The organism is Streptomyces cavernae, from assembly GCF_004023625.1.
GTDB classification, from domain to species: Bacteria; Actinomycetota; Actinomycetes; order Streptomycetales; family Streptomycetaceae; genus Streptomyces; species Streptomyces cavernae.
Genome location: NZ_RPDJ01000046.1, coordinates 14,360 through 36,011, shown reverse-complemented (window position 1 = coordinate 36,011; position 21,652 = coordinate 14,360). Strand labels below are relative to the sequence as shown.

The 21,652-nt window shown below is 71.2% G+C and carries 17 protein-coding genes and 1 pseudogene; 13 read left to right on the top strand and 5 right to left on the bottom strand.

Going from position 1 to position 21,652, the window contains the following annotated elements:
• Window positions 1–157: 157 nt before the first annotated feature.
• Entirely contained in the window at window positions 158–949 is a 792-nt protein-coding gene (locus tag EF387_RS39645; RefSeq protein ID WP_128381468.1) for an SDR family oxidoreductase, read from the bottom strand.
• 184 nt (window positions 950–1,133) lie between these two features.
• Between EF387_RS39645 and EF387_RS39640 the strand changes: the two genes are divergently transcribed.
• Window positions 1,134–2,783 carry an alkaline phosphatase D family protein gene (locus EF387_RS39640; protein ID WP_238431955.1) on the top strand — a complete coding sequence of 550 codons (1,650 nt, stop codon included), beginning with the start codon at window positions 1,134–1,136 and terminating at the stop codon, window positions 2,781–2,783.
• On the opposite strand, the gene EF387_RS39635 is transcribed toward EF387_RS39640, so the two are convergent.
• Entirely contained in the window at window positions 2,770–3,807 is a 1,038-nt protein-coding gene (locus EF387_RS39635) for a Gfo/Idh/MocA family protein (RefSeq protein ID WP_238431954.1), read from the bottom strand. The two genes, EF387_RS39640 and EF387_RS39635, sit on opposite strands and share 14 nt — an antisense overlap.
• 124 nt (window positions 3,808–3,931) lie before the next feature.
• Here EF387_RS39635 and EF387_RS39630 point away from each other — a divergent pair, with 124 nt between their 5' ends.
• The 5 genes and pseudogenes from EF387_RS39630 (at window position 3,932) to EF387_RS39605 (ending at window position 10,193) form a co-directional block, all read left to right on the top strand.
• Complete coding sequence (locus tag EF387_RS39630) at window positions 3,932–5,362, top strand: multidrug effflux MFS transporter (protein ID WP_238431953.1); 1,431 nt, start codon at window positions 3,932–3,934, stop codon at window positions 5,360–5,362.
• On the top strand, window positions 5,296–6,510 hold the full coding sequence (locus EF387_RS39625) for a serine hydrolase domain-containing protein (RefSeq protein ID WP_128381465.1): 1,215 nt from the start codon (window positions 5,296–5,298) through the stop codon (window positions 6,508–6,510). Before EF387_RS39630 ends, EF387_RS39625 begins: the two co-directional genes overlap by 67 nt.
• Before the next feature lie 167 nt (window positions 6,511–6,677).
• A pseudogene (locus tag EF387_RS39620) lies at window positions 6,678–6,908 on the top strand (Lrp/AsnC ligand binding domain-containing protein); the annotation flags it as partial.
• Between the two features lie 64 nt (window positions 6,909–6,972).
• Complete coding sequence (locus EF387_RS39615) at window positions 6,973–9,018, top strand: NAD(+) synthase (RefSeq protein WP_128381464.1); 2,046 nt, start codon at window positions 6,973–6,975, stop codon at window positions 9,016–9,018.
• Between the two features lie 191 nt (window positions 9,019–9,209).
• A complete protein-coding gene (locus EF387_RS39605) occupies window positions 9,210–10,193 on the top strand; it encodes a small ribosomal subunit Rsm22 family protein (RefSeq protein WP_128381463.1) in 984 nt (327 codons plus the stop codon).
• A gap of 154 nt (window positions 10,194–10,347) precedes the next feature.
• Here EF387_RS39605 and EF387_RS39600 read toward each other — a convergent pair whose 3' ends face one another.
• Genes EF387_RS39600 through EF387_RS39590 form a run of 3 tightly spaced genes read right to left on the bottom strand, consistent with a single transcriptional unit; the run spans window position 10,348 to window position 11,636 of the window.
• On the bottom strand, window positions 10,348–10,902 hold the full coding sequence (locus tag EF387_RS39600) for a hypothetical protein (RefSeq protein ID WP_128381462.1): 555 nt from the start codon (window positions 10,900–10,902) through the stop codon (window positions 10,348–10,350).
• Complete coding sequence (locus tag EF387_RS39595) at window positions 10,899–11,210, bottom strand: hypothetical protein (protein WP_128381461.1); 312 nt, start codon at window positions 11,208–11,210, stop codon at window positions 10,899–10,901. Before EF387_RS39595 ends, EF387_RS39600 begins: the two co-directional genes overlap by 4 nt.
• 6 nt (window positions 11,211–11,216) lie before the next feature.
• Complete coding sequence (locus tag EF387_RS39590) at window positions 11,217–11,636, bottom strand: hypothetical protein (RefSeq protein ID WP_128381460.1); 420 nt, start codon at window positions 11,634–11,636, stop codon at window positions 11,217–11,219.
• Between the two features lie 523 nt (window positions 11,637–12,159).
• Here EF387_RS39590 and add point away from each other — a divergent pair.
• The 7 genes from add (at window position 12,160) to EF387_RS39550 (ending at window position 21,494) form a co-directional block, all read left to right on the top strand.
• Window positions 12,160–13,185 carry an adenosine deaminase gene (gene add / locus EF387_RS39585; RefSeq protein ID WP_128381459.1) on the top strand — a complete coding sequence of 342 codons (1,026 nt, stop codon included), beginning with the start codon at window positions 12,160–12,162 and terminating at the stop codon, window positions 13,183–13,185.
• A 1,121-nt stretch (window positions 13,186–14,306) separates the two neighbouring features.
• On the top strand, window positions 14,307–15,386 hold the full coding sequence (locus tag EF387_RS39575; RefSeq protein WP_128381457.1) for an ABC transporter substrate-binding protein: 1,080 nt from the start codon (window positions 14,307–14,309) through the stop codon (window positions 15,384–15,386).
• Window positions 15,383–17,476: a sugar ABC transporter ATP-binding protein gene (locus EF387_RS39570; protein ID WP_128381456.1), complete on the top strand. Its 2,094-nt coding sequence runs from the start codon at window positions 15,383–15,385 to the stop codon at window positions 17,474–17,476. The genes EF387_RS39575 and EF387_RS39570 overlap by 4 nt, the downstream gene beginning before the upstream one ends.
• Window positions 17,469–18,422, top strand: a complete 954-nt coding sequence (locus tag EF387_RS39565) for an ABC transporter permease (protein ID WP_128381455.1) — start codon at window positions 17,469–17,471, stop codon at window positions 18,420–18,422. Before EF387_RS39570 ends, EF387_RS39565 begins: the two co-directional genes overlap by 8 nt.
• Window positions 18,419–19,462, top strand: a complete 1,044-nt coding sequence (locus EF387_RS39560; RefSeq protein WP_128381454.1) for an ABC transporter permease — start codon at window positions 18,419–18,421, stop codon at window positions 19,460–19,462. The genes EF387_RS39565 and EF387_RS39560 overlap by 4 nt, the downstream gene beginning before the upstream one ends.
• A complete protein-coding gene (locus EF387_RS39555) occupies window positions 19,459–20,757 on the top strand; it encodes a M20/M25/M40 family metallo-hydrolase (protein ID WP_128381453.1) in 1,299 nt (432 codons plus the stop codon). The genes EF387_RS39560 and EF387_RS39555 overlap by 4 nt, the downstream gene beginning before the upstream one ends.
• Window positions 20,748–21,494, top strand: coding sequence for an MBL fold metallo-hydrolase (locus tag EF387_RS39550; RefSeq protein WP_128381452.1), 747 nt, complete (start codon window positions 20,748–20,750; stop codon window positions 21,492–21,494). The genes EF387_RS39555 and EF387_RS39550 overlap by 10 nt, the downstream gene beginning before the upstream one ends.
• The last annotated feature ends 158 nt before the right edge of the window (window positions 21,495–21,652 follow it).

Sequence of the window (21,652 nt, the reverse complement as noted above, 5' to 3'; positions counted from 1 at the left end):
GTCCGCGGAAGCGCTGTGCTCCAAGTGTGAAGCTCTCGTGGAGAGGACCTGAGCATAAGCCCGACAACGGCCCGAACGGCATGGAGGTTCATATTCCGTTTGTGGAAGTTGAGGCGGCGGTCGGCTCATGGGGTCCGTCGGGCCCGGCGGAAGGCCCCTAGCCCCGTCCGATGAAGGGCATAGTGGTCGCCAGTACCGTCGCGAACTGCATGTTCGCCTCCAGTGGCAGCTCCGCCATGTGCCGTACCGTGCGCGCCACATCGGCGACGTCCATCACGGGCTCGACCGCCAGTTCGCCGTTCGCCTGGAGTGTTCCCGTGCTCATCCGCGCGGTCATGTCGGTCGCCGCGTTGCCGATGTCGATCTGGCCGCAGGCGATCGAGTACGGGCGGCCGTCCAGCGAGACCGACTTGGTCAGGCCCGTCAGCGCGTGCTTGGTCGCGGTGTAGGCGATCGACCGGGGCCGGGGCGCGTGGGCGGAGATGGAGCCGTTGTTGATGATCCGCCCGCCCTGCGGGTCCTGTTCCTTCATCTGCCGGAAGGCCGCCTGGGCGCACAGGAACGCGCCGTTGAGGTTGGTGTCCACCACGTGGCGCCAGGCCTCGTACGGCAGCTCCTCGAGCGGGACCCCGCCGGGGCCGAACGTGCCCGCGTTGTTGAAGAGCAGGTCGACCCGCCCGAAGCGGTCCCGGGCGGCCGCGAACAGGGCGGCGACGTCCTCGGGTTGTGAGACGTCGGTACGGACGGTGAGCACTTCGGCGGCGGCGTCCGGGTCGTCCGGCGCAGCCGCCTCGCCGAGGGCCAGTCGCGCCGTCTCCTGAAGTGCCTCGGTCCGGCGTCCCGCGAGTGCCACCGACCAGCCCGAGCGGGCGAGCTCCACGGTCACCGCCCGGCCGATGCCGGAGCCGGCTCCCGTGATCACCGCGATCTTCGTCTGCGTCTGCTTCATGGGGCCGCAGCGTATGGGGTCGCGCCGCGTGCGGGGGCGCGACACCGGGGGACGGCGCGACGTCAGGGAAGGGCGGGCCATGTGGAACTCACCCGACCGTCATCAGGTTGTTGTGTACGCGACAGGTGGCCGTTGGCCCCGGCCACTCCAATGCCTCATACAACAACCTTCAGGGGAGGGCACGTTGACACCCGCAGCCCATCGTACTCCGCAGGCATCGCACGCCCCAGAGCTCCGTGCCGCCGCCCGTCACCTCGGGCGCCGCGGCTTCCTGACCGTCACCGGCGCCGCCGCCGCGCTCGCCTTCGCCACCAACCTGCCGACCGCGGGAGTGGCCAGTGCCGCCGAACTGGACGCGGCCCGTCTCTCCGAAAACCCGTTCACCCTGGGCGTCGCCTCGGGCGACCCGGGACCCACCTCCGTCCTGCTGTGGACCCGGCTGGCGCCGTCCCCGTACGAACCCGGCGGCGGACTGCCCGCCGAACGCGTCACCGTACGCTGGGAGCTGGCCCGCGACGAGCGCTTCCGGCAGGTCCTCAGACGCGGTACGGCCATCGCGCACCCCGAGTTCGACCACTCCGTGCACGTCGAGGCGGACGGCTTAGAACCCGGCCGCGTGTACTACTTCCGGTTCAGGACCGGCCCCTGGATCAGCGAGACCGGCCGCACCCGCACCGCGCCCGCCGCACACGCCCGGACCTCGGCCCTGAACTTCGCCGCCGTCTCCTGCCAGGCGTACCACGACGGGTACTTCACCGCCTACGGCCACCTCGCCGAGGCGGACGTCGACGTGGTCTTCCACCTCGGCGACTACCTCTACGAGTACGCCGTCAACTCCGTGGGCGGACAGCGCAACTACACCGACCGGGTACTGCCGGACCTCTTCAACCGGGAGACCGTGACACTGGAGGACTACCGGCTGCGGTACGCCCTCTACAAGTCCGACCCAGACCTCAGGGCCGCACACGCCGCGCACCCCTTCGTCGTCACCTGGGACGACCACGAGACCGAGAACAACTACGCCGACGACACCTCCGAGAACGACGACCCGCCGGAGGAGTTCCTGCTGCGTCGCGCCGCCGCGTACCGCGCGTACTGGGAGAACCAGCCGCTGCGCCGCCCGCAGCGGCCCGCCGGGCCCGACATGCAGCTCTACCGCCGGCTGCGCTGGGGCCGGCTCGCCCAGTTCGACATCCTCGACACGCGCCAGTACCGCTCCAACCAGGCGTACGGCGACGTGGCCCACGTGCCCGGCCCGGAGTCGGACGACCCGGCGCGCACCATGACCGGAGCCACCCAGGAGCGCTGGCTCATCGACGGCTGGCGACGCTCGGACGCGCTGTGGAACGTGGTGCCGCAGCAGGTCACCTTCTCCCAGCGGAAACTGGACCTCAACCCGGTCGCGAAGGTGTCCATGGACGCCTGGGACGGCTACCGGGCGTCCCGGCAGCGGGTCCTCGAGGGCGCCAAGTCCGCCGGGATCGACAACCTGATGGTGCTGACCGGGGACGTGCACGTCGGCTACGCCTTCGACATCAAGGACGACTTCGACGACCCGTCGTCGAGGACGCTCGGCACGGAGATCGTCGCGACCTCCATCTCCAGCGGCCGGGACGGCGCCGACCGGCCCGCCAACTGGGACACCTACACCAGGGCCAACCCGCACCTGAAGTTCTACAACGGCCGCCGCGGCTATGTGACGGTGGCGCTCGGCCGCGAGGCGGCCCGCGCCGACTTCAGGACGGTGTCCGCCGTGACGACGCCCGGGGCGCCGATCACGACGGCCGCGTCCTTCGTGACACAGGTGGGGGACCAGGGGCTCAAACCGGCGTGAGGTCCGCCCGGCCGGCCTCGCCCGCCGGATCGGACTCCCCGGGATAGCGGACGCCGATGCGGTCCCGTATCGCGTCGAGCGTCCGCATCACGGCGAGGGAACCGTCCAGCGGTACCAGCGGCGACTCCGTCTCGCCCGCCCTGAACGCGCGCATCACCTCCGCGGCCTCGTGCTTGAGGCTGGTGCGCGGCCCGGCCGACGGCTCGGCCCGGAACTCCTCCGGGTCGCGGCCGTCGCGGTGCAGCACGAAGTGGTCCGGGAAGAAGAAGCCGCCCGGGATGTCGATGCGGCCCTGCGAGCCGGTGACCGAGGCGGAGACGGGAGTGCCGCCATGGAGGGAGCAGTGCACCGAGGCGAGAGCGCCGCTCTCCCAGGAGAGCAGTGCCCCCGTCTGAAGATCGACGCCCTCTTCGGAGAGCACCGCTCTCGCCGTCACGTCCGAAGGCTCCCCGAGCAGCAGATGCGCGAACGACACCGGATAGACACCGAGATCCAGCAGCGCACCGCCGCCCTGTGCCGGGTCGCGCAGCCGGTGCGAGGGCGGGAAGGGCCCCGCCAGCCCGAAGTCCGCCTGTACCGTGCGCACTTCACCGACGGCACCGTCCTCGACCAGCGCCTTCAGCCGGCGCACCAGCGGATTGCAGTACATCCACATGGCCTCCATCAGGAAGCGGCCCCGGGAGCGGGCGATCGCGACCAGTTCCTCGGCCTCCCGCGCGTTCAGCGTGAACGCCTTCTCGCACAGCACCGCGCGCCCCGCCTCGAGACAGAGCCCGGCGGCGGCCCGGTGCGCCGAGTGCGGCGTGGCCACGTACACCACGTCGACGTCCTCGTCCTCGGCGAGCGCGCCCCACTCCCCGTACGCCCTCGGAATCCCGAACCGCTCGGCGAACGCCTTCGCCGACGCCTCGGTCCGCGAGGCGACCGCCACCACCTCCGCGTCCGGCATGTCCACGAGATCCGCCGTGAACGCGGCGGCGATCCCCCCGGTGGCCAGCACACCCCAACGCACCTTGTCGGCCAACCCGAACCCCTCCCCGGTGGTCCCGCCACCATCCAGTGCACCCAGCGCATTCCGGTACGGGATGACGACCACCCCGCACGAGCTGAGAGCATAGGTGCCGGATTCAAACAAAAGGGAGGGGCGCATGCCCGAGCGTGGCCACACCGCGCGGGACAGCCAGGGCCCGGACGGGCCGTCGGAGGGGGACATACCGAACACCGCGGCCGCCCGGCCGGCGGCGGACGCGAGAACGGAACCAGTGCAGGCGCCGCGGAAGCAGGGCGGTTCGCCCGTGCGCGGCTCGGCGCGCACGGAGAACGACCTGGACCCGAAGGGCGTCACCCGCACCGGCCTCCTCGTCACCTTCGTCCTCGCCGGGCTCACCGCGGTTCCCCCGCTGTCCATGGACATGTACCTGCCCGCCCTCCCGGCGGTCACCGACGCGCTCGGCGCGTCCGCCGCGACGGTCCAGCTCACCCTGACCGCGTGCCTCGCGGGCATGGCGCTCGGGCAGCTGATCGTCGGGCCGATGAGCGACCGGTGGGGGCGCCGGAGGCCGCTGCTGGCCGGACTGCTCGTCTACGTGGTTGCCACCGCGCTGTGCACCCTCGCACCCAACGTGGAACTGCTCGTCGCCTTCCGGCTGGTGCAGGGCCTCGCGGGAGCCGCCGGGATCGTGATCGCCCGGGCCGTGGTCCGCGACCTCTACGACGGTGTGGCCATGGCCCGGTTCTTCTCCACGCTCATGCTGATCGGCGGGGTCGCCCCCATCGTGGCCCCGCTGATCGGCGGCCAGATCCTGCGCGTCACCGACTGGCGCGGCGTCTTCGCCGTGCTCACCGCCGTCGGCATGGCCCTGACCGCCCTCGTCTGGGTGAAACTCCCCGAGACCCTGGCGGCGGCCGACCGGCACGGCGGCGGCGTGACGCAGGCCCTGCGCGCGATGCGGACGCTCCTCGCCGACCGCGTCTTCACCGGCTACATGCTCGCGGGCGGCTTCGCGTTCGCCGCGCTGTTCGCGTACATCGCGGCGTCCCCGTTCGTCATCCAGGAGATCTACGGCGCCTCCCCGCAGACGTACAGCCTGCTCTTCGGCCTGAACTCGATCGGTCTGGTGGCCTGCGGCCAGCTCAACGGCAAGGTGCTGGTCGGCCGGGTCAGCCTCGACACGGTGCTGGCCGTCGGCCTGCTGCTGGTACTCCTCGCCGCGACCGCGCTGCTGCTGATGGCCACCGGCGCCTTCGGCGAGGTGGGCCTGCCCCCGGTCGCCGCAGCGCTGTTCGTGCTGATGTCCGCGATGGGCCTGGCACTGCCCAACACCCAGGCCCTCGCGCTGATGCGCACCCGGCACGCCGCCGGTTCCGCCTCCGCGCTGCTCGGCACCTCCTCCTTCCTCGTCGGGGCGATCGCCTCCCCGCTCGTCGGCGTCGCGGGCGAGGACACCGCCGTCCCGATGGCCGTCGTCCAACTGGCGTCCGCGGTGGTGGCCGCGGTCTGCTTCATGGCACTGTGCCGTCCCGGGCGGAGCAGGGCCGGGAAGCGGATGGAGAGCGTCGTGGAGGGAGCAGGGAGCTGAGCGCGCCGAGACTGCGCACCGACACCCCGGAACGAGCCGGGCTGGACCCTGCCGAACTGGGGCACCTCGTCCGCGAAGTACGCGACCTCACCCGCGGACCCCGCCCCTGGGCGGCGGGCTGTGTGGTGGTCGCCGGACGCGGCCCGGTCGTCGCCGTGGAGGAGGCCGCCGGCTGGGCGGTCCGCTACTCGGCCTACGACCCCGACACCGACGCCGGCGCCGAACCGCGCGGGTCCTCCCGCGTCCCGGTACGGCTGCACACGCCGTTCGACCTGGCCTCGCTCACCAAACTGTTCACCACGGTGGCCGCGGTGCAGCAACTGGAGCGCGGCACGCTCGGCATCGACGCCCGCGTCGGGGCGTATCTGCCGGACTTCCGGGCCGCCGCCGAACACGGCGTCACCGTACGGCAGTTGCTCACCCACACCTCCGGGCTGCGCCCGGACCTCCCGCTGTACGACCGCCCGACCCCGGACGCACGGCTGGAGATGCTCCGCGCGGAGGCCCCGACCGGGCCGCCGGGCGTCTTCCGCTACTCGGACCTCAACATGCTGCTGCTCCAGCACCTGCTGGAACGCCTCACCGGGCGGCGGCTGGACGCGCTGATCCGGGAGGGCATCACCCGGCCGCTGGGCATGATGTCCACCCGGTTCGGGCCCTGCCCGGACGCCGCCGCCACCGAGGACCAGCGGCGGCCGTGGGCCAGGGCGGACCGGGGGATGCTGCGGGGTGTGGTCCACGACGAGAACGCGTGGGCGCTCGGCGGGGTCGCCGGTCACGCCGGGCTCTTCTCCACCGGCCGTGACCTCGCGGTCTTCTGCCGCGCACTGCTCGCCGGCGGCTCCTACGGGCCCGCCCGTATCCTCGGCCCCGACTTCGTCGAGCTGATGCTCACCCCGCCGGGCCTCGGCTTCGCCCTCGACCAGCCCTGGTTCATGGGCGCCCTGTCCGGCCGCGGGGCGGCGGGCCACACCGGCTTCACCGGCACCTCCCTGGTCCTGGACCCGGCGACGGACACCTTCCTCGTGCTGCTCGCGAACACCGTCCATCCGCGGCGCCGACCACCGGACAACGCGCCGCGGGCGGCGGCGGGGACACGGCTGGCCAGAGCGGTGCGGGCGGTGCGCCGGCCGGCTGATCCGGCCTAGCGATCCGTCCCCCTGCCCGCCTGCCGTCGGAGGGGTTCGCGGCCGCGGGCGCGAGCATCCGATGCCGTACGGCCGCAGGCGCGAGCATCCGATGCCCGTGCGGCCGTCACAGCACCCGTGGCAGGCCCGTCACGGACATGACGAGTGAGTACAGCGAGGGTCGCTTCGACTCGTCGGCCTGGATGGGGGACAGGGCCGAGTCCTTCGCCGCCATCCCCGAGATTCAGGAAGCCCATATCATCGCAGGAACCGCCGCCGTCCTCGTGAAGGTGCGCACGGACACCACGGAGCAGTTGCAGGACGTCCTGCGGCGGCTCTACGCGATCGAGGGTGTGAGCGGGACACAGGCGACGGTCGTGCTGGAGACCTTCTTCGATAGGCCGGTCCGCGCCGACTGATGCCGCGGGGTGCCGGGACGCACCCCATCGTGAAACAGCTTGCCGGGAAAGGGCACTTCGCGTCGTGAACTTCAGGTCGATCTATCAGCACGGCTTCGCGCGCATCGCCGCGTGCACCGGCCATGCGGCCATCGCCGAGCCGTCCGCCAACGCCGAGGCGGTCCTGAGGCAAGGGCGCCGATGCGCGCAGGAGGGGGTCGCCGTCGCCGTGTTCCCCGAGCTCTGCCTGTCCGGATACTCGATCGAGGACCTACTGCTGCAGGATGCGGTGCTCGACGAGGTCGAGGCGGCGCTCCAGACCGTGGTGGCCGGGTCGGCGGACCTGCTGACGGCGCTCGTCGTCGGCGCCCCGCTGCGCCATCGCCACCGGATCTACAACTGCGCGGTGACCGTGCACCGCGGCCGGATCCTCGGCGTCGCGCCCAAGTCCTACCTGCCGAACTATCGCGAGTTCTACGAGAAGCGGCAGATCGCCGCGGGCGACGACGAGCGAGGCGGGACGATCCGCATCGGCGGCGCGGACGTGCCGTTCGGCACCGACCTGCTCTTCGCGGCCGAGGACGTGCCCGGCCTGGTGCTGCACACGGAGATCTGCGAGGACATGTGGGTGCCGGTGCCACCGAGCGCGGAGGCGGCGCTGGCCGGAGCGACCGTGCTCGTCAACCTCTCGGGCAGCCCGATCACGGTGGGGCGGGCCGAGGACCGGCGGCTGCTGTGCCGCTCGGCGTCCGCGCGCTGCCTCGCCGCCTACGTCTACGCGGCGGCCGGACTGGGCGAGTCGACGACCGACCTGTCCTGGGACGGCCAGACCATGATCTACGAGGACGGTGTCCTGCTGGCCGAGACCGACCGGTTCCCGCAGGACGATCAGTACGCCGTGGCCGACATCGACCTCGACCTGTTGCAACAGGCCCGCCGACGGGCGGGCACGTTCGACGACAACCGCCGTACCCACGCCGCGCGTACCAGCGGCTTCCGGCACGTGTCGTTCCGGCTCGACCCGCCCGCGACCGACCTCGGACTGCGCCGCCGCATCGAGCGGTTCCCATTCGTGCCGGCCGACCCCTCCCGCCTGGCCCAGGACTGTTACGAGGCCTACAACATCCAGGTCGCGGGTCTGCAGCAGCGACTGGCGGCGATCGGCGGCCCGAAGGTCGTCATCGGAGTGTCGGGTGGCCTGGACTCCACGCAGGCGCTGATCGTCGCCGCCCGGGCCATGGACCGCGCCGGCCGCCCCCGCAGCGACATCCTGGCCTTCACGCTGCCCGGTTTCGCAACCGGTGAGCACACCAAGAGCAACGCGCACAAGCTGATGCGTTCGCTCGGTGTCACCGCAGCCGAACTGGACATCACGCCGACCGCCCGGCTCATGCTCAAGGAGATGGGTCACCCGTTCTCGTCCGGAGAGCCGGTGTACGACGTGACCTTCGAGAACGTGCAGGCCGGACTGCGTACGGACTACCTGTTCCGGCTGGCCAACCAGCGCGGGGGCATCGTGCTCGGCACCGGTGACCTCTCCGAACTGGCGCTCGGCTGGTGCACCTACGGCGTCGGCGACCAGATGAGCCACTACAACGTCAACTCCGGCGTGCCGAAGACGCTCATCCAGCACCTGATCCGCTGGGTCATCAGCAGTGGCCAATTCGACGAGGAGACCAACGACACCCTGGCCGCGATCCTCGACACGGAGATCAGTCCGGAACTCGTGCCGGGGGAGGAACTGCAGTCCACCGAGTCCAAGATCGGACCGTACGCGCTCCACGACTTCACCCTCTACCACATACTGCGCCACGGCTTCCGGCCGTCGAAGATCGCCTTTCTGGCCTGGCACGCGTGGCACGACCGGGACGCCGGCGCATGGCCGCCGGGGTTCCCCGAAGCCGAGCGGACGGCGTACGACCTGCCGGAGATCCGGCACTGGCTGGAGAGCTTCTGCCGCCGCTTCTTCGGGTTCGCGCAGTTCAAGCGCTCAGCCATGCCCAACGGGCCGAAGGTCCTGGCCGGTGGTTCCCTTTCGCCTCGCGGGGACTGGCGCGCACCCTCCGACAGTACGGCGGAGGCCTGGCTGCGAGATCTCGCCCGCTGGGACGTGCCGCAGGCCGGGGAGTAGGCAGGCCGGAGTAGCCGGTCACCCGCACCAGCCCCCACCAATCCCCGAGCACGTGACCCGGTGGCTGACGGATTGCGAGCCGACGGGCCCCGCACGCGCCGCCGGCAGTGGCTCCGCCGCCCGCGCCGGGAGGCCCCGGTCCGCCTCCCGGCGGACACGGGCGGTGCCGTCGACCTCCGTACAATCACCGGGTGACCGTTCCCTCCGCCGTGCCCGAGACCCTGCGCAGTGCCCTCGCCGGGCTGCTCGACGGCCTGCCGCCCCGGCAGGCCGCGCAGGCCGTGGAGCGGCTCATCGCCAACTACCGGGGGCGGACCCCGACCGGCGCCCCCGTACTGCGCGACCGTTCGGACGTCGTCGCCTACGCCGCCTACCGGATGCCCGCCACCTTCGAGGCGGTGTGCTCGGCGCTGGACGCGTTCGCGGACGCCGCACCCGGGTGGAGGCCGGGCGGTCATGTCGACATCGGCGGCGGCACGGGCGCCGCGACCTGGGCGGTCGCCGCCACCTGGGGCGGCGAGCGGCCCGTCACGGTGCTCGACTGGGCCGAGCCCGCGCTCGCACTGGGCCGGGAGATCGCGGCGGCGCACCCGGACCTGAAGGACGCCGAGTGGCGCCGCTCTCGTATCGGAGCATCGCTCACCGTCGAGAGCACCGATCTCGTCACGGTGTCGTACGTCCTAGGCGAGCTGACCGAGGCCGACCGCGCCAGTGTCGTGGACATCGCCGCGGGCGCCGCGCAGGCCGTCGTGGTCGTAGAGCCCGGCACCCCCGACGGCTACCTCCGGGTCCTGGAGGCCCGCGACCGGCTGGTCGCAGCCGGGTTCCATATCGCGGCGCCGTGCCCGCACAGCGCCGCATGCCCCGTCGTCCCGGGCCAGGACTGGTGCCACTTCTCGGCACGGGTCAGCCGCACCTCGCTGCACCGCCAGGTCAAAGGCGGCCAACTCCCTTACGAGGACGAGAAGTTCAGTTACGTCGCCGCCACTCGCTTCCCGGTCGCGCCGGCCCCGTCACGGGTGGTCCGCCGCCCCCAGATCCGCAAGGGACAGGTCCTGCTGGACCTCTGCGCCGCCGACCTGCACCGCGAAACGGTGACCAAGCGTCACGGCGACCTCTACAGGTCCGCCCGCGACACCGACTGGGGCGACGCCTGGCCGCCGGCCGACAGGTGACCCCGACGAACTCGGTGTCCGGTTGGTAGGGGTCGTGGCGTGGGCCGGAATGCCTGGCTGGTCGGCTGGCCAGGGCGGCGAGCCCGCCGGCGTCGCGGCCGTGATCGTCCCGCATCAATGATCGCGAATTATGGGCGGGTTGCCTATTGGGGCACTAGCGGAGCGCGGCAAGGTCCGCGGCATCTTCTTCGGGTCCTGTGATCCCGGTCGGGTTCATCACCCGGATCAGGCGATTCTCGCCTTGGCCGGTGGATGCGGAGACGAGCATCTCGTTGATCTTTTCGCCGACGCCCTCGCGAACCGAGAGCAGCAGACGGGTTTCGTTCTGCCACTCACCTACGACTTTGATGGTGTAGACCAGTACGGTGGAGTCATAACCCATCTCCATGCGAGGACATGCCGCGGCGGCGTCAAGAACCGCACCAGGTAGATTCCGGCCCGCCGGGAAATCCCGGATCAGAAGATAAGAATCGCGCTTTTCGTTACGGAAACCGGAGACGGAGTCTTTGTCATTGCTGCGGTCCAGAAGCCGGAAGAGTTGTTCGCACGGTGGTGACACGGAGGATATCTCTGATTCCGCGCCGCTGAGGGTAGCTTCCTTCTTCCAGCCGGCTTCCTCCAGCGCTTCTTCCAGAGACGGTTCCTGCGGGGCTGCGCAGGCGGCGCACAAGATGAGCAACAGCCCTGCGGTGAACTTCGCCGCGTTCATGGAAGGTCGAGATAATCCGCGAGATCCGGATTCCCTTCCGCGGCGACATCCAGGAGTTCCGCCATTTGTACCGGCTCGGGTGTCTCCAGTGCGATGACAGCCGTGATTTCAGGCCCCATCTGCACCATGTCCGGTGAGGTGCTGGCCTGTGCGGCGAGGTTGCCGGATGCCAGCTCGGGTGTGGCGACCTTGAGCAGGACGTAGGCAAAGACCACATCCCGGGGTGTGCAGACGCGACCGTTCCTGGACCGTGTGACTTCCTGGGACAGGAAGAAGAGGGTGCGCGCGTCAGGGGTCAGGTCCCGCATCGGCTGTCAACTCCTCGTGAGGTAGCGCGACGGCGAGTAGTACGTGGGCAGCGCCCAGATGTTGCCGTGCTGCCCATAATGCTGACCCTTGGTGCGGTACAGCCAGCGGCCTTCAACCTTGGTGGTGCTGTCGTTGACGTGGATCGTCTTCGCGGTGCTGTAGCTGACGTTCTCCACGCCCTTGTCCCTCCACTCGTAGCCGTAGAGATACTGGATCTGAGCCTGTGTGTTCGCGTTGTCGAGTGAGTCCGAGCACTTCACCCGTACAAAGCCCTTCACCGTGTCCGCGTCGACGGACCAGGGTGTGCCCACTCCGCTGTCCCACTCGCAGGTGATGACGTGCTGGGGCTCCACGTCTACTTCCGCCGCACCGGAGGGTGCCGCTCCGCCAAGGAGCATCCCGCCGACCGCGAGCGAAATTATCATGGATTTCTTGAAGCCGATCACTGTTGAGTCCCCCGTGAATAGCGACCGATTGGTCCTGACACCGACAGAACCTTGCTCAACAAAGGTCTGCGAACGTCACGCTACTGCCATGTTGGCCAATTCTGACACCCCTTTGGGTGATCCTTGTTATATGGAATACTCAATTCCGTCGAAAGGTGGATGGCCTGGTTGCGAACTGTCGTCGACCTTTCGTGACGGTCCGTCGGTTTTTTCGGTAGGCCGTCTCGGCTGTTTGTGCCGATTTCAGGCAGGTTGGTGGACCGGCTGTCACGCCGGGTGGAGGGTGACCAACCAAGGTGATCGGATGCGGGACGTCGTTCGATGGGGGACTGGACCAAGCCACGTCCCATCGGTCGCGGTGAGGGGTACGGACGGTGGTCCGATCGAGACAGAGTCGAGAGCTTGGGGCGGCGACCCCGGCGCCACGGACGGTCCCGGCGCGCGCCATCGACGATCGGTGCGGCTCCGAACGACCGTCGGGGTGGTCCTAGAGTGATGCCTCATGCGCAGCCTTGTCCGTCTGCCGAAGGCCCACCTGCATCTGCACCTTGAAGGCGCGATGCGCCCCACCACATTCGCGGAACTGACGGCCGCGCAGGGCGGACAACCGCCGGACCGGGGCGGCTTCACGTCGTTCGAGGACTTCACGCCCATGTATCGCGCCGCTGCGCGAGTGGTGCGCTGCGGACCGCGGGAAAACCTTCTGCGGCTGGTGCGCGAAGTGGTCGAGGACGCCGCCGCGGACGGAGCCGTATGGATCGAGCCGCATGTGAACCCCCTGACCTACGAGGATGATCCGGACGCCGCGCTCGATGTGCTGGACGCGGTGGTCGACGAGGGTCGTCGTACCGCTGCACGTCTGGGCATCGGCTTCGGCGTCCTGCTGTTCGCCCGGCGTAACGCGGACCCTTCGGAGGCTGTCGAGGTCGCCCGCCTCGCAGCCAGGCGGGCAGGCAACGGGGTGGTCGCCTTCGGTCTGGCCGGAGACGAGGCCCAATATCCGCCCGAGCCCTTCGCCGAGGCGTTCGCCATCGCCCGTGACGCCGGGCTGATCTCCGCTCCGCACGCGGGGGAACTCGCCGGCCCGGCCAGCGTGCGCGCCGCGCTCGACGTGCTCGGCGCGCGACGGATCGCCCACGGCGTACGGGCGGTCGAGGACCTGGCTCTCGTCGCCCGCCTGGCCGCGGAAGGCGTAGTCCTGGACGTCTGCCCCACCTCCAACGTCGCCCTCGGCGTCGTGACATCGCTGGCTGTTCACCCCCTCCCGCTGCTGCTGCAAGCCGGCGTCCGGTGCACGCTCAACGCCGACGACCCCCTTCTGTTCGGTCCCGGCCTCCTGGAGGAGTACGAATCGGCCCGCGCGGCCTTCGCTCTGACCGACCCCCAACTCGCCGCGATAGCCCGCACGTCGATCGAGTTCTCGGGCGCCCCGCCCGCCGCGGCGAAGGCTGCGCTCACACTCATCGACGACTGGCTGGACGCCCCTGCACAAGCAACGGCACCGTTCCTGGAGACCGAGCGGGAGTGAGTCCGCTGCCAGGACACAGAGAGGTCTTACGGGTGGGGGTTGCCCGGAACTCCTCGTCCTGCGCGTACTGCGCGTGCACGACCTTGACCGCGACCTGACGTCCCGATGCCGAGTGGCCCAAGTACACGACACCCATGCCGCCACTGCCGAGCCGGTCGACGAGCGCGTAGCCGCCTATGGACCCGATGGAACCCGCTCCTCCGCTGCTCAGCGGCATCGCCGAAACCCCTCCCGAATGGCCAGCACCCCAGGGCTGGTCAGCGGCTTCAGCCTAGTGCCCCGGCAGGCACCGTTCGCCCCGTCGCGACGCCCGGCACGCTCCCCCAAGCTCTTCGAGCAGGGGGCACCCCCAGAGCACGCTCCCTCAAGCTCTCGACTTCTCCCCCACTCTCGGCTGCGCTCGAGCGGGGGGACCCCCATGAGCAGGGGGACCCCCATGACGCCGCTCCTTGACGGGCAAACGGTGCCTGCCGGGGCTAGTGTGCTGCCGCTCGTGCCGGAGGTGACTGGGGAGGTGTGCTGAACGGGGCCTCCGTGCGCCCTGGCGAGCCCGGGGTTGAGCACCTCGCCGCCCGCCCGGTGAGCCGGCGCGCTGAGCGAGTCCGGCGGGTCGGGCCCGGCTCGCCGCTTCCTTCCGCTGTCATCGTCGCTGTGAGCGGCGTTTCCCAACGCCGGTTCCTTGGATCTCCTCACCCCGCGCTCTGAACGCCGAAACCGTCCGCCCGCCCCCCGCCTCGCCGCCGGCACCGGCACTCACGCACACTCACCCATGCGCGCTCACGCACACTCGCCCATGCGCGCCTGCGCTCGGTCAAGCGGCAGCAGCACGCACCCCCGGGCACCGGCCTCGAGCAGCCCTCCGAGCAGCCCTCCGAGCGGGCATGTTGTGCAATGCGAAATTCTGTGTTGCAGACGTGGTGCGCGGCCGCGCCGACCTCCTACGTTCCCCTCTCAACAGGACCGGTCCTCACCGGGCGACGCGTCCCCCACCACCCGGAACAGCGATGTTCCGGGGCGCGGGCCCGGCGAAAGCCCCCTCCCCGACTCACCCTCCCCAACTCACCTGTCACCCGGGCTCCGTGCCTGGCCCGGGCACCTCCCGAGGGATCTGAGGAGCTTCGATGAACGCACGTTTCGTACGTGGTGTGGTGGCCATGGCGGCCTCGGTGTGCACGCTGGCGGGCCTCGCCGCGTGCAACGTCGAGTCCGACAGCGGCAGCGGTACCGCGAGCAGCGGTGGCGACAAGAGCGCGTCGCCCGCGCAGGCCAAGGACCTCAAGGTCGGCTGGTCCACCATCTACCTGACCCCGTCGTGGATGCAGCAGACCCTGAAGATGCTCGAGGCCGACGTCGACAAGCTGAAGTCGGCGGGCAAGGTGTCCTCGTTCAAGACCTTCAACGCCAACGGCGACACCTCGCAGCAGATCTCGCAGATCCGCGCCATGATCCAGCAGAAGTACGACGTCATCCTCGTCGACGCGGGCTCCTCCACGGCCCTCAACCCGGCCCTCGAACAGGCCGTCGCCGCGGGCATCACCGTCGTCGCCTTCGACTCCCTGCCGACCAGCACCAAGGTCATCCGGGTCGGCACGGACCAGAAGGCCTGGGGCTCGATGATGGCCGAGTGGCTGGCCAAGAAGCTGGACGGCAAGGGCAGCATCATCGCGATGAACGGCCCCGCGGGCGTGGCCGTCAGCGAGGACCGCTGGGCCGGTGCCGAGGAGGTCTTCAAGAAGTACCCGGACATCAAGATCGTCAGCAATGTGCACAGCGAGTACAACCTCGCCCCGGCCGCCCAGGCGTTCGCCTCCGCGTACTCCGCCAACTCCGACATCGACGGCGTCTTCTCGCAGGGCGGCGCGCTGTCGGCCGCCGCGCTGCAGACGCTGATCAAGCAGGACAAGAAGCTCGTCCCCATCACCGGTGAGAACTACAACGGCTTCCTGAAGATGTGGGAGTCCAAGAAGAAGGACGGCTTCTCCTCGATCGCCACCGCCCAGCCCAACTACCTCGCCGTGATCGCCATGGAGGCGGCCGTCGCGAAGGAGGAGGGCGTGTCGGTGCCGCAGGACATCACCGTCCCGCTGCCCGAGATCACCGACGACAACCTCTCGGAGTTCGTGAAGACGGACCAGCCGGACGACTCGTACCCGATCAACGACCTGCCGCAGTCCGAGATCGACAAGCTCATCGGCAAGTGAGCCGGGACGAGCGCACTGACGATCACACGGACGAGTACACGGGTGAGCAGGTGACCATGGCGCCGCTGCTGAGCGTGGAACAGGTGTCGAAGTCGTTCGCGGGCAACCGGGTGCTCACGGAGGTGAGTTTCGAGGTCGAGCGCGGGGAGGTACTCGCGCTCGTCGGGGAGAACGGGGCCGGCAAGTCCACCGTCCTCTCCCTCGTCACCGGACTCCTCGCACCCGACTCCGGGCGCGTCGTCTACGACGGCGCCCCGGTCCGGGCGTGGTCGCCGCACCGCGCCCGGGCCGCCGGGATCGGCTCGGTCCAGCAGGAGCTGAGCCTCAATCCGCACCAGAGCGTCGCGGAGAACGTCTTCCTCGGCGCCTGGCCCAGCCGCCGCGGCCTGGTGCGGGCCCGCGACCTCGCGGCGCGGGCCCGGCCCCTGCTCGAGCGGGTCGGCCTCGACGTCGACCCGCGCACCCGGGCCGGGCGACTCCCGCTCGGCCGCCAGCAGTTGGTGGAGCTGGCGAAGGCCCTGGCGGGGGAGCCGCGGCTGCTCATCCTCGACGAGGCCACGTCCGCGCTCGACGAGGACCAGGTGGGCGCCGTCTTCCGGGTGGTCCGGGAACTGCGCGACCAGGGCGGCTCGGTGATCTTCGTCAGTCACCGCATGGCCGAACTCTTCGCGGTGAGCGACCGGTTGACCGTCCTGAAGGACGGGGCGGTGATGGCGACCCGGGAACGGGACCGGACGGACCACGACGACATCGTGCGCCTGATGGTGGGCCGCGAACTGTCGGACCTCTTCCCGGAGAAGGCCTCCGGGGACGGGGACGGGGACGAGGCGGGGGAGGGGGACGTGAAGCGGGACGGGCCCGTCGGCCCGGTCGAACCCGTGCTCTCGGTACGGGGCCTGACCGTCCCCGGCGCCTGCTCCGGTGTCGACCTGGACCTCGCGCCCGGCCGCATCCTCGGCCTCGGCGGACTCCAGGGACAGGGCCAGCGCGAGGTGCTGCGGGCCCTGTTCGGACTGGCCCGGCACACCGGCCGGTCGACCCTCGACGGGCGCCCCGTCCGGCTCTCCTCGCCCCGCGACGCGATCCGGCACCGCATCGCCTACGTCCCCGAGGACCGCAAGACCGAGGGCGTGCACACCGCCCGCAGCGTGCGCCACAACCTCGCCCTGCCCAGTCTGCGCACCCTCGCCCCGGCGAACCGCCTCACCACCGTCTCCCGCACCGCGGAGGCACGGCTGGTCGCCGAACTCATCGACCGGCTGCGCATCAAGGCGTCCTCCCCGGCGCAGGAGGCCCGCCGGCTGTCCGGCGGCAACCAGCAGAAGGTGGCCCTCGCCAAGTGGCTGCCGACCGAGCCCCGCGTCCTGCTGCTCGCCGAACCCACCCGGGGCATCGACATCGGCACCAAGCGCGAGATCTACCACCTTCTGCGCCGCCTCGCCGACGACGGCCTGGCGGTCCTGGTCACCTCCGGAGACACCATGGAACTGGTCGGCCTCTGCGACGAGGTCGCGGTCCTGTACGAGGGCACGGTCGTCGACCGCCTCATGGGCCCGGCCCTGACGGAGGAACGCCTGGTCCGGGCATCGGTGATGGGCACGGCCACGGGGATCCGCGAGCCGGCCGCCGGGCCCACGACGCCCGGCCCGGAAACCGCCGCCCCCACCGAAACGGCTCCGACGGAGACGGCTCCCGCCGAGACGGCTCCCGCCGAGACGGCTCCCGCCGAGACGGCTCCCGCCGAGACGGCTCCCGCCGAGACGGCTCCCGCCGAGACGGCTCCCGTTGTGACGGCTTCGGCCGAGGCAGTTCCCGTCGAGACCCCCGCCGAGACCGCCGGCATGACGAATCACGCCGAGACCCCCGTCATGACGAATCACGCCGAGACCCCCGTCATCACGACTCCCGCCGAGACGGCTCCGGCCGAGGCGCCCCCCAGCGTGGCGGCTCCCGTGGAGACGGCCACCAGCGTCGCGGCTCCCGTCGAGACGGCCACCAGCGTGGCGGTTCCGGTCGTGAACCCTGGCCAAGAACCAGCCATCGACGAGACCGACCGTCCCGACCCCTCCGGGAGTGTCGCCCATGCGTGAGAAGCTCACGGTCGCCGCCCGCGGCAACACCGACCTCCTCGGGCTGCTCGCCCTCCTCCTCGTCCTGCTGGTCGCCTACCAGCACTACGACTCCAGCCTGCTCACCCCCGCCTCCATCACCATCCTCTCCGCCCAGTTCCTGCCGCTGATCCTGGCCGCAGCCGGGCAGACGACCGTGATGCTCCTCGGCGGCATCGACCTGTCCCTGGGGGCGGTGCTCGGGCTGTCCATGGCCGTGTTCGCCATCTACGAGGCACAGGGCGCGGGCGGTGTGGTGACGGCGATGGTGCTCGCCCTGTGCGTCGCCGTCGCGGCCGGAGCCGTCAACGGGACCCTGGTCGCCTACGCCGGGCTGCCCCCGATCGTGGTGACACTGGCCGCGTCGTTCCTGTGGGGCGGCGTCACGCTCGTGGTGCTGCCGCAGCCCGGGGGCCATGTGCCGGGCGGGCTGGTGACCGCGTACAACAACGGCTGGAACGGGGTGGCCCTGCCGGCCGTCGCCATCGCCGGAGTCCTCGCCGTCTGGAAGCTGCTGCGCACCACCCGGCACGGGCTCGCCCTGTACGCCGTCGGCGGCAACGAACACGGCGCCTACGCCAGCGGTTTGCACACCCGCGGGGTGAAGATCGCCGGATACGGTCTCGCGGGCGCGTTCGCCGGGCTCGCCGGGATCGGGCTGGCGATCCAGACCGGATCGGCGGACCCCACGATCGGCGTGCCGTACACGCTCAACTCCATCGCCGCCTCCGTCCTCGGCGGCATCAGCTTCTTCGGCGGCGTCGGCCGGATGCGTGGCACGGTCCTGGGCGCGCTGGTGATCGGTCTGCTCACCAACCTGCTGCTGTTCACCGGGATCTCGCCCTTCTACCAGCTCATCATGCAGGGCGTGATCCTCGTCGTCGCGCTCGCCCTGAAGACCTACCTCACGAGGGAGGCGACCGTATGACCGGCACGACGGAAACGACGACGGACACGACGGCGCACGCGACGACGGACGCCGCGACGAGCACGACGCGCCCGGCGACGGGCCGCGCGGCCAGGCAGCGCACCGAAGCACTGGCCGCCCTGCGCGGCAGCCGGCCCGCCTGGGCGTTCGGCGTGCTCGCGGTCACCTGGCTGGCGGCGATCCTGTTCGCCGACGGCTTCGACAGCGTCTCCAACTTCCGCTATCTGGTGCAGACGGCGTCCTTCCTGGGCATCGTCGCCGTCGGCCAGACCCTGGTCGTCATGATGAGCGGCATCGACCTGTCGGTGTCGGGCGTGGTGGCGCTCTCGGCGGTCGTCTGCGCCAAGGTGGCCTCCGGAACAGGCGGCGGCGCGACCGCCATCACGGCGGCACTGCTGCTCAGCGCGCTCGTCGGGGCGGTGAACGCGGCCGGAGTGGTGTGGCTGCGCGTCCCCCCGATGGTGATGACGCTCGCCACCGGCACGGTCCTCGCCGGCGCCCTGCTCGTCTACACCGACGGCTCACCCAGCTCTGCCAAGGTCCCGCTGCTGGACACGGCCGCCAACGGCCGTCTGCTGGGGGTGCCGTGGTCGTTCGTGCTCTGGCTGGTGGTCACGGCCGCCGCCTGGTGGCTGCTGCACCTGTCCCGCACCGGCCGGTACGCCTTCGCCCTCGGCGCCGGCGAGAGCGCCGCCCGCGCCTCCGGAGTGCCGCTCGCCGCGACCGCGTTCACCGCATACGTGTCCTGCGCGCTGCTCGCGGGGGTGTCCGGACTGGTGTTGCTCGGCTTCACCGGCACCAGCTCGCTCACCATGGGCAACCCGTACCAGCTCCTGTCCATCGCCTCGGTGGTCCTCGGCGGCACCTCCATCCTCGGCGGCCGCGGTCACCTCCTCGGCACGGTCGGCGGAGCCCTGCTGCTCACCCTGCTCACCGCGCTGCTGACGTCGTGGAACCTGTCCGAGGGCGTACGCCAGGTCATCCTCGGCGTCCTGATCATCGGCCTGCTGCTGGTGTACGCGAGGGAGCGCCGGACGTGACGGCCCCGGACACGGCGGACCTGGTACGGGATCTGGTACGCGATCTCGTCCGCATCCCCAGCGTCAATCCCCGCGGCGGCGCGGGCGACGGGGGCGAGACGGCGGTCGCCGAGTACGTACGCGACTGGCTGGCGGACCGCGGCGTACACGCCGAGCTGCACGAGGTGCTGCCCGGGCGGTGCAACGTCGTCGCCGTCGTCCCCGGCCGGGACCTGTCGGCACCGGCGCTGCTGCTGGAGTCCCACCTCGACACCGTCGAGACGGACGGCATGACCGTCGGCCCGTACGAGGGGGCGGTCCACGGCGGCCGGCTGTACGGGCGGGGCGCCTGCGACGCCAAGGGACCGCTCGCCGCGTTCCTGCTGGCCACCGCCGAACTCGCCCGCGGCGAGCCGCTGTCGCACACGGTGCTGCTCGCCGGCGTCTGCGACGAGGAGCACGACTACCGGGGCGTCCTGCACCTGCTGGATACCCTCGCGGACCGCACCGGCGCTCTCCCCGGCCGCCCCGGACCCCTGGGGGACCGTACGGGCGCTCTCCCCGGCCGCCCCGGACCCCTGGGGGACCGTACGGGCGCTCTCCCCGGCCGCCCCGGACCCGTGGTCGACCGGACCGGCGCCCTGGCCGGCCGCACCGTCGTCGGTGCCATCGTCGGCGAACCCACCGGGCTGGTCCCGGCCGTGGCGCACAAGGGCGTCGTCCGCTACACCGTGCGCACCACGGGCCGCGCCGGGCACAGTTCCCGCCCCGACGAAGCCGTCAACGCCGTGACGCTGATGGCCCCGGTCATCGCCCACCTCGCGGCCCCGCCCCCGGCCGTCCCACCGCATCCGCTGCTGGGCCCGGCCACCCGCTCGGTCACCCGCGTCCGGGGCGGCACCGGACCCAACACCATTCCCGGCACCTGCGAGATCGACGTCGACCGCCGCACACTGCCGGGGGAGGACCCGGAGGCCGTGTGGAAGGCCGACCGTGCCGAACTGGCCGCGCTGGACGCCGAGACGGATCCCCCGTTCACCGTCGACTGGGCCCTGGACACGCCGCCCGACGCCGCCGTCGTCGCCGCCCTGCGCGGGGCGCTCACCGCCCACGGCCGCCCGTCCGCCGTCCAGGGCATGCCCTTCGGCACCGACGCCAGCAAACTGGCCCGCGCCGGCATCCCGTCGGTGGTCTTCGGCCCCGGCTCGGTGACGGACGCCCACTCCGCGGCCGAGTCGGTGTCCCTGGCCGAGGTGGAGCTGGCCGCGCGGGTCGTGGTGGCGACGGTACGCGGGATGGGGGAGCGATGCGCCTGACCGACCACGTCACCCTGCTCGCCAGCGGAGCCGCCGGGTTCGACCTCACCGACCCGCTGGACTGCCATGTCTACCTGGTACGGGGCAGCCGCCGCAGTGTGCTGGTCGACGCCGGCGCCGGCCGGTCCGCGCACACCATCCTGCGAGCAGCCGAAGCGGAGTCGGAGCCGGCCACCGCGCCGGACCACCTCCTCCTCACCCATGGCCACGCCGACCACGCGGGCGGGGCCGCCGCCCTCGCCGAACACCTGCCGGGACTGCGCGTGCTGGCGGGCGCCGAGGCCGTCCGCTGGATCGCCGAGGGGGACGAGCGGGGCCTCAGCGTGGACAAGGGCAGGGCCGCCGGGGTCTACCCGGCCGAGTACGCCTTCCCGCCGTGCCCCCGGGTGCGGCCCATCGCCGACGGCGAGGAGATCGACCTCGGCGGCGATGTCGTCGTCCGGGCCATAGCCACCCCGGGGCACGCCGACGGTCACCTCTGCTACCACCTGCGCACTCCCGACTACCAGGCACTCTTCTCCGGGGACTGCCTCTTCACCGGGGGCCGGATCTCGTTGCAGAATCTGCACGACTGCCGAGTGCCCGAGTACGCGGCCAGTCTGACGCGGCTGGCGGCGCTCGATGTCGACGCGCTCTTCCCCGGCCACCACGAGGTCTCACTCGCCCGGGCCGGGCGGCACCTGACCGCCGCCCACGACACCATCGCCCGCGGACTACTGCCGAGGAGCACGACGTGACCTCTCCCTGACGGCTCGAAGCAAGGCAATCGGCCCTCACAGGCCGCTGTTTCCGCTTCGCAGCCCACAGCCACCCCGAATCAACGGCGAGGGGGCGGTGTGCCGCCCGGTGGTCTTACTCGAGCTCGACACCTGACTTGCCGTCGGCCCGGCGGTGG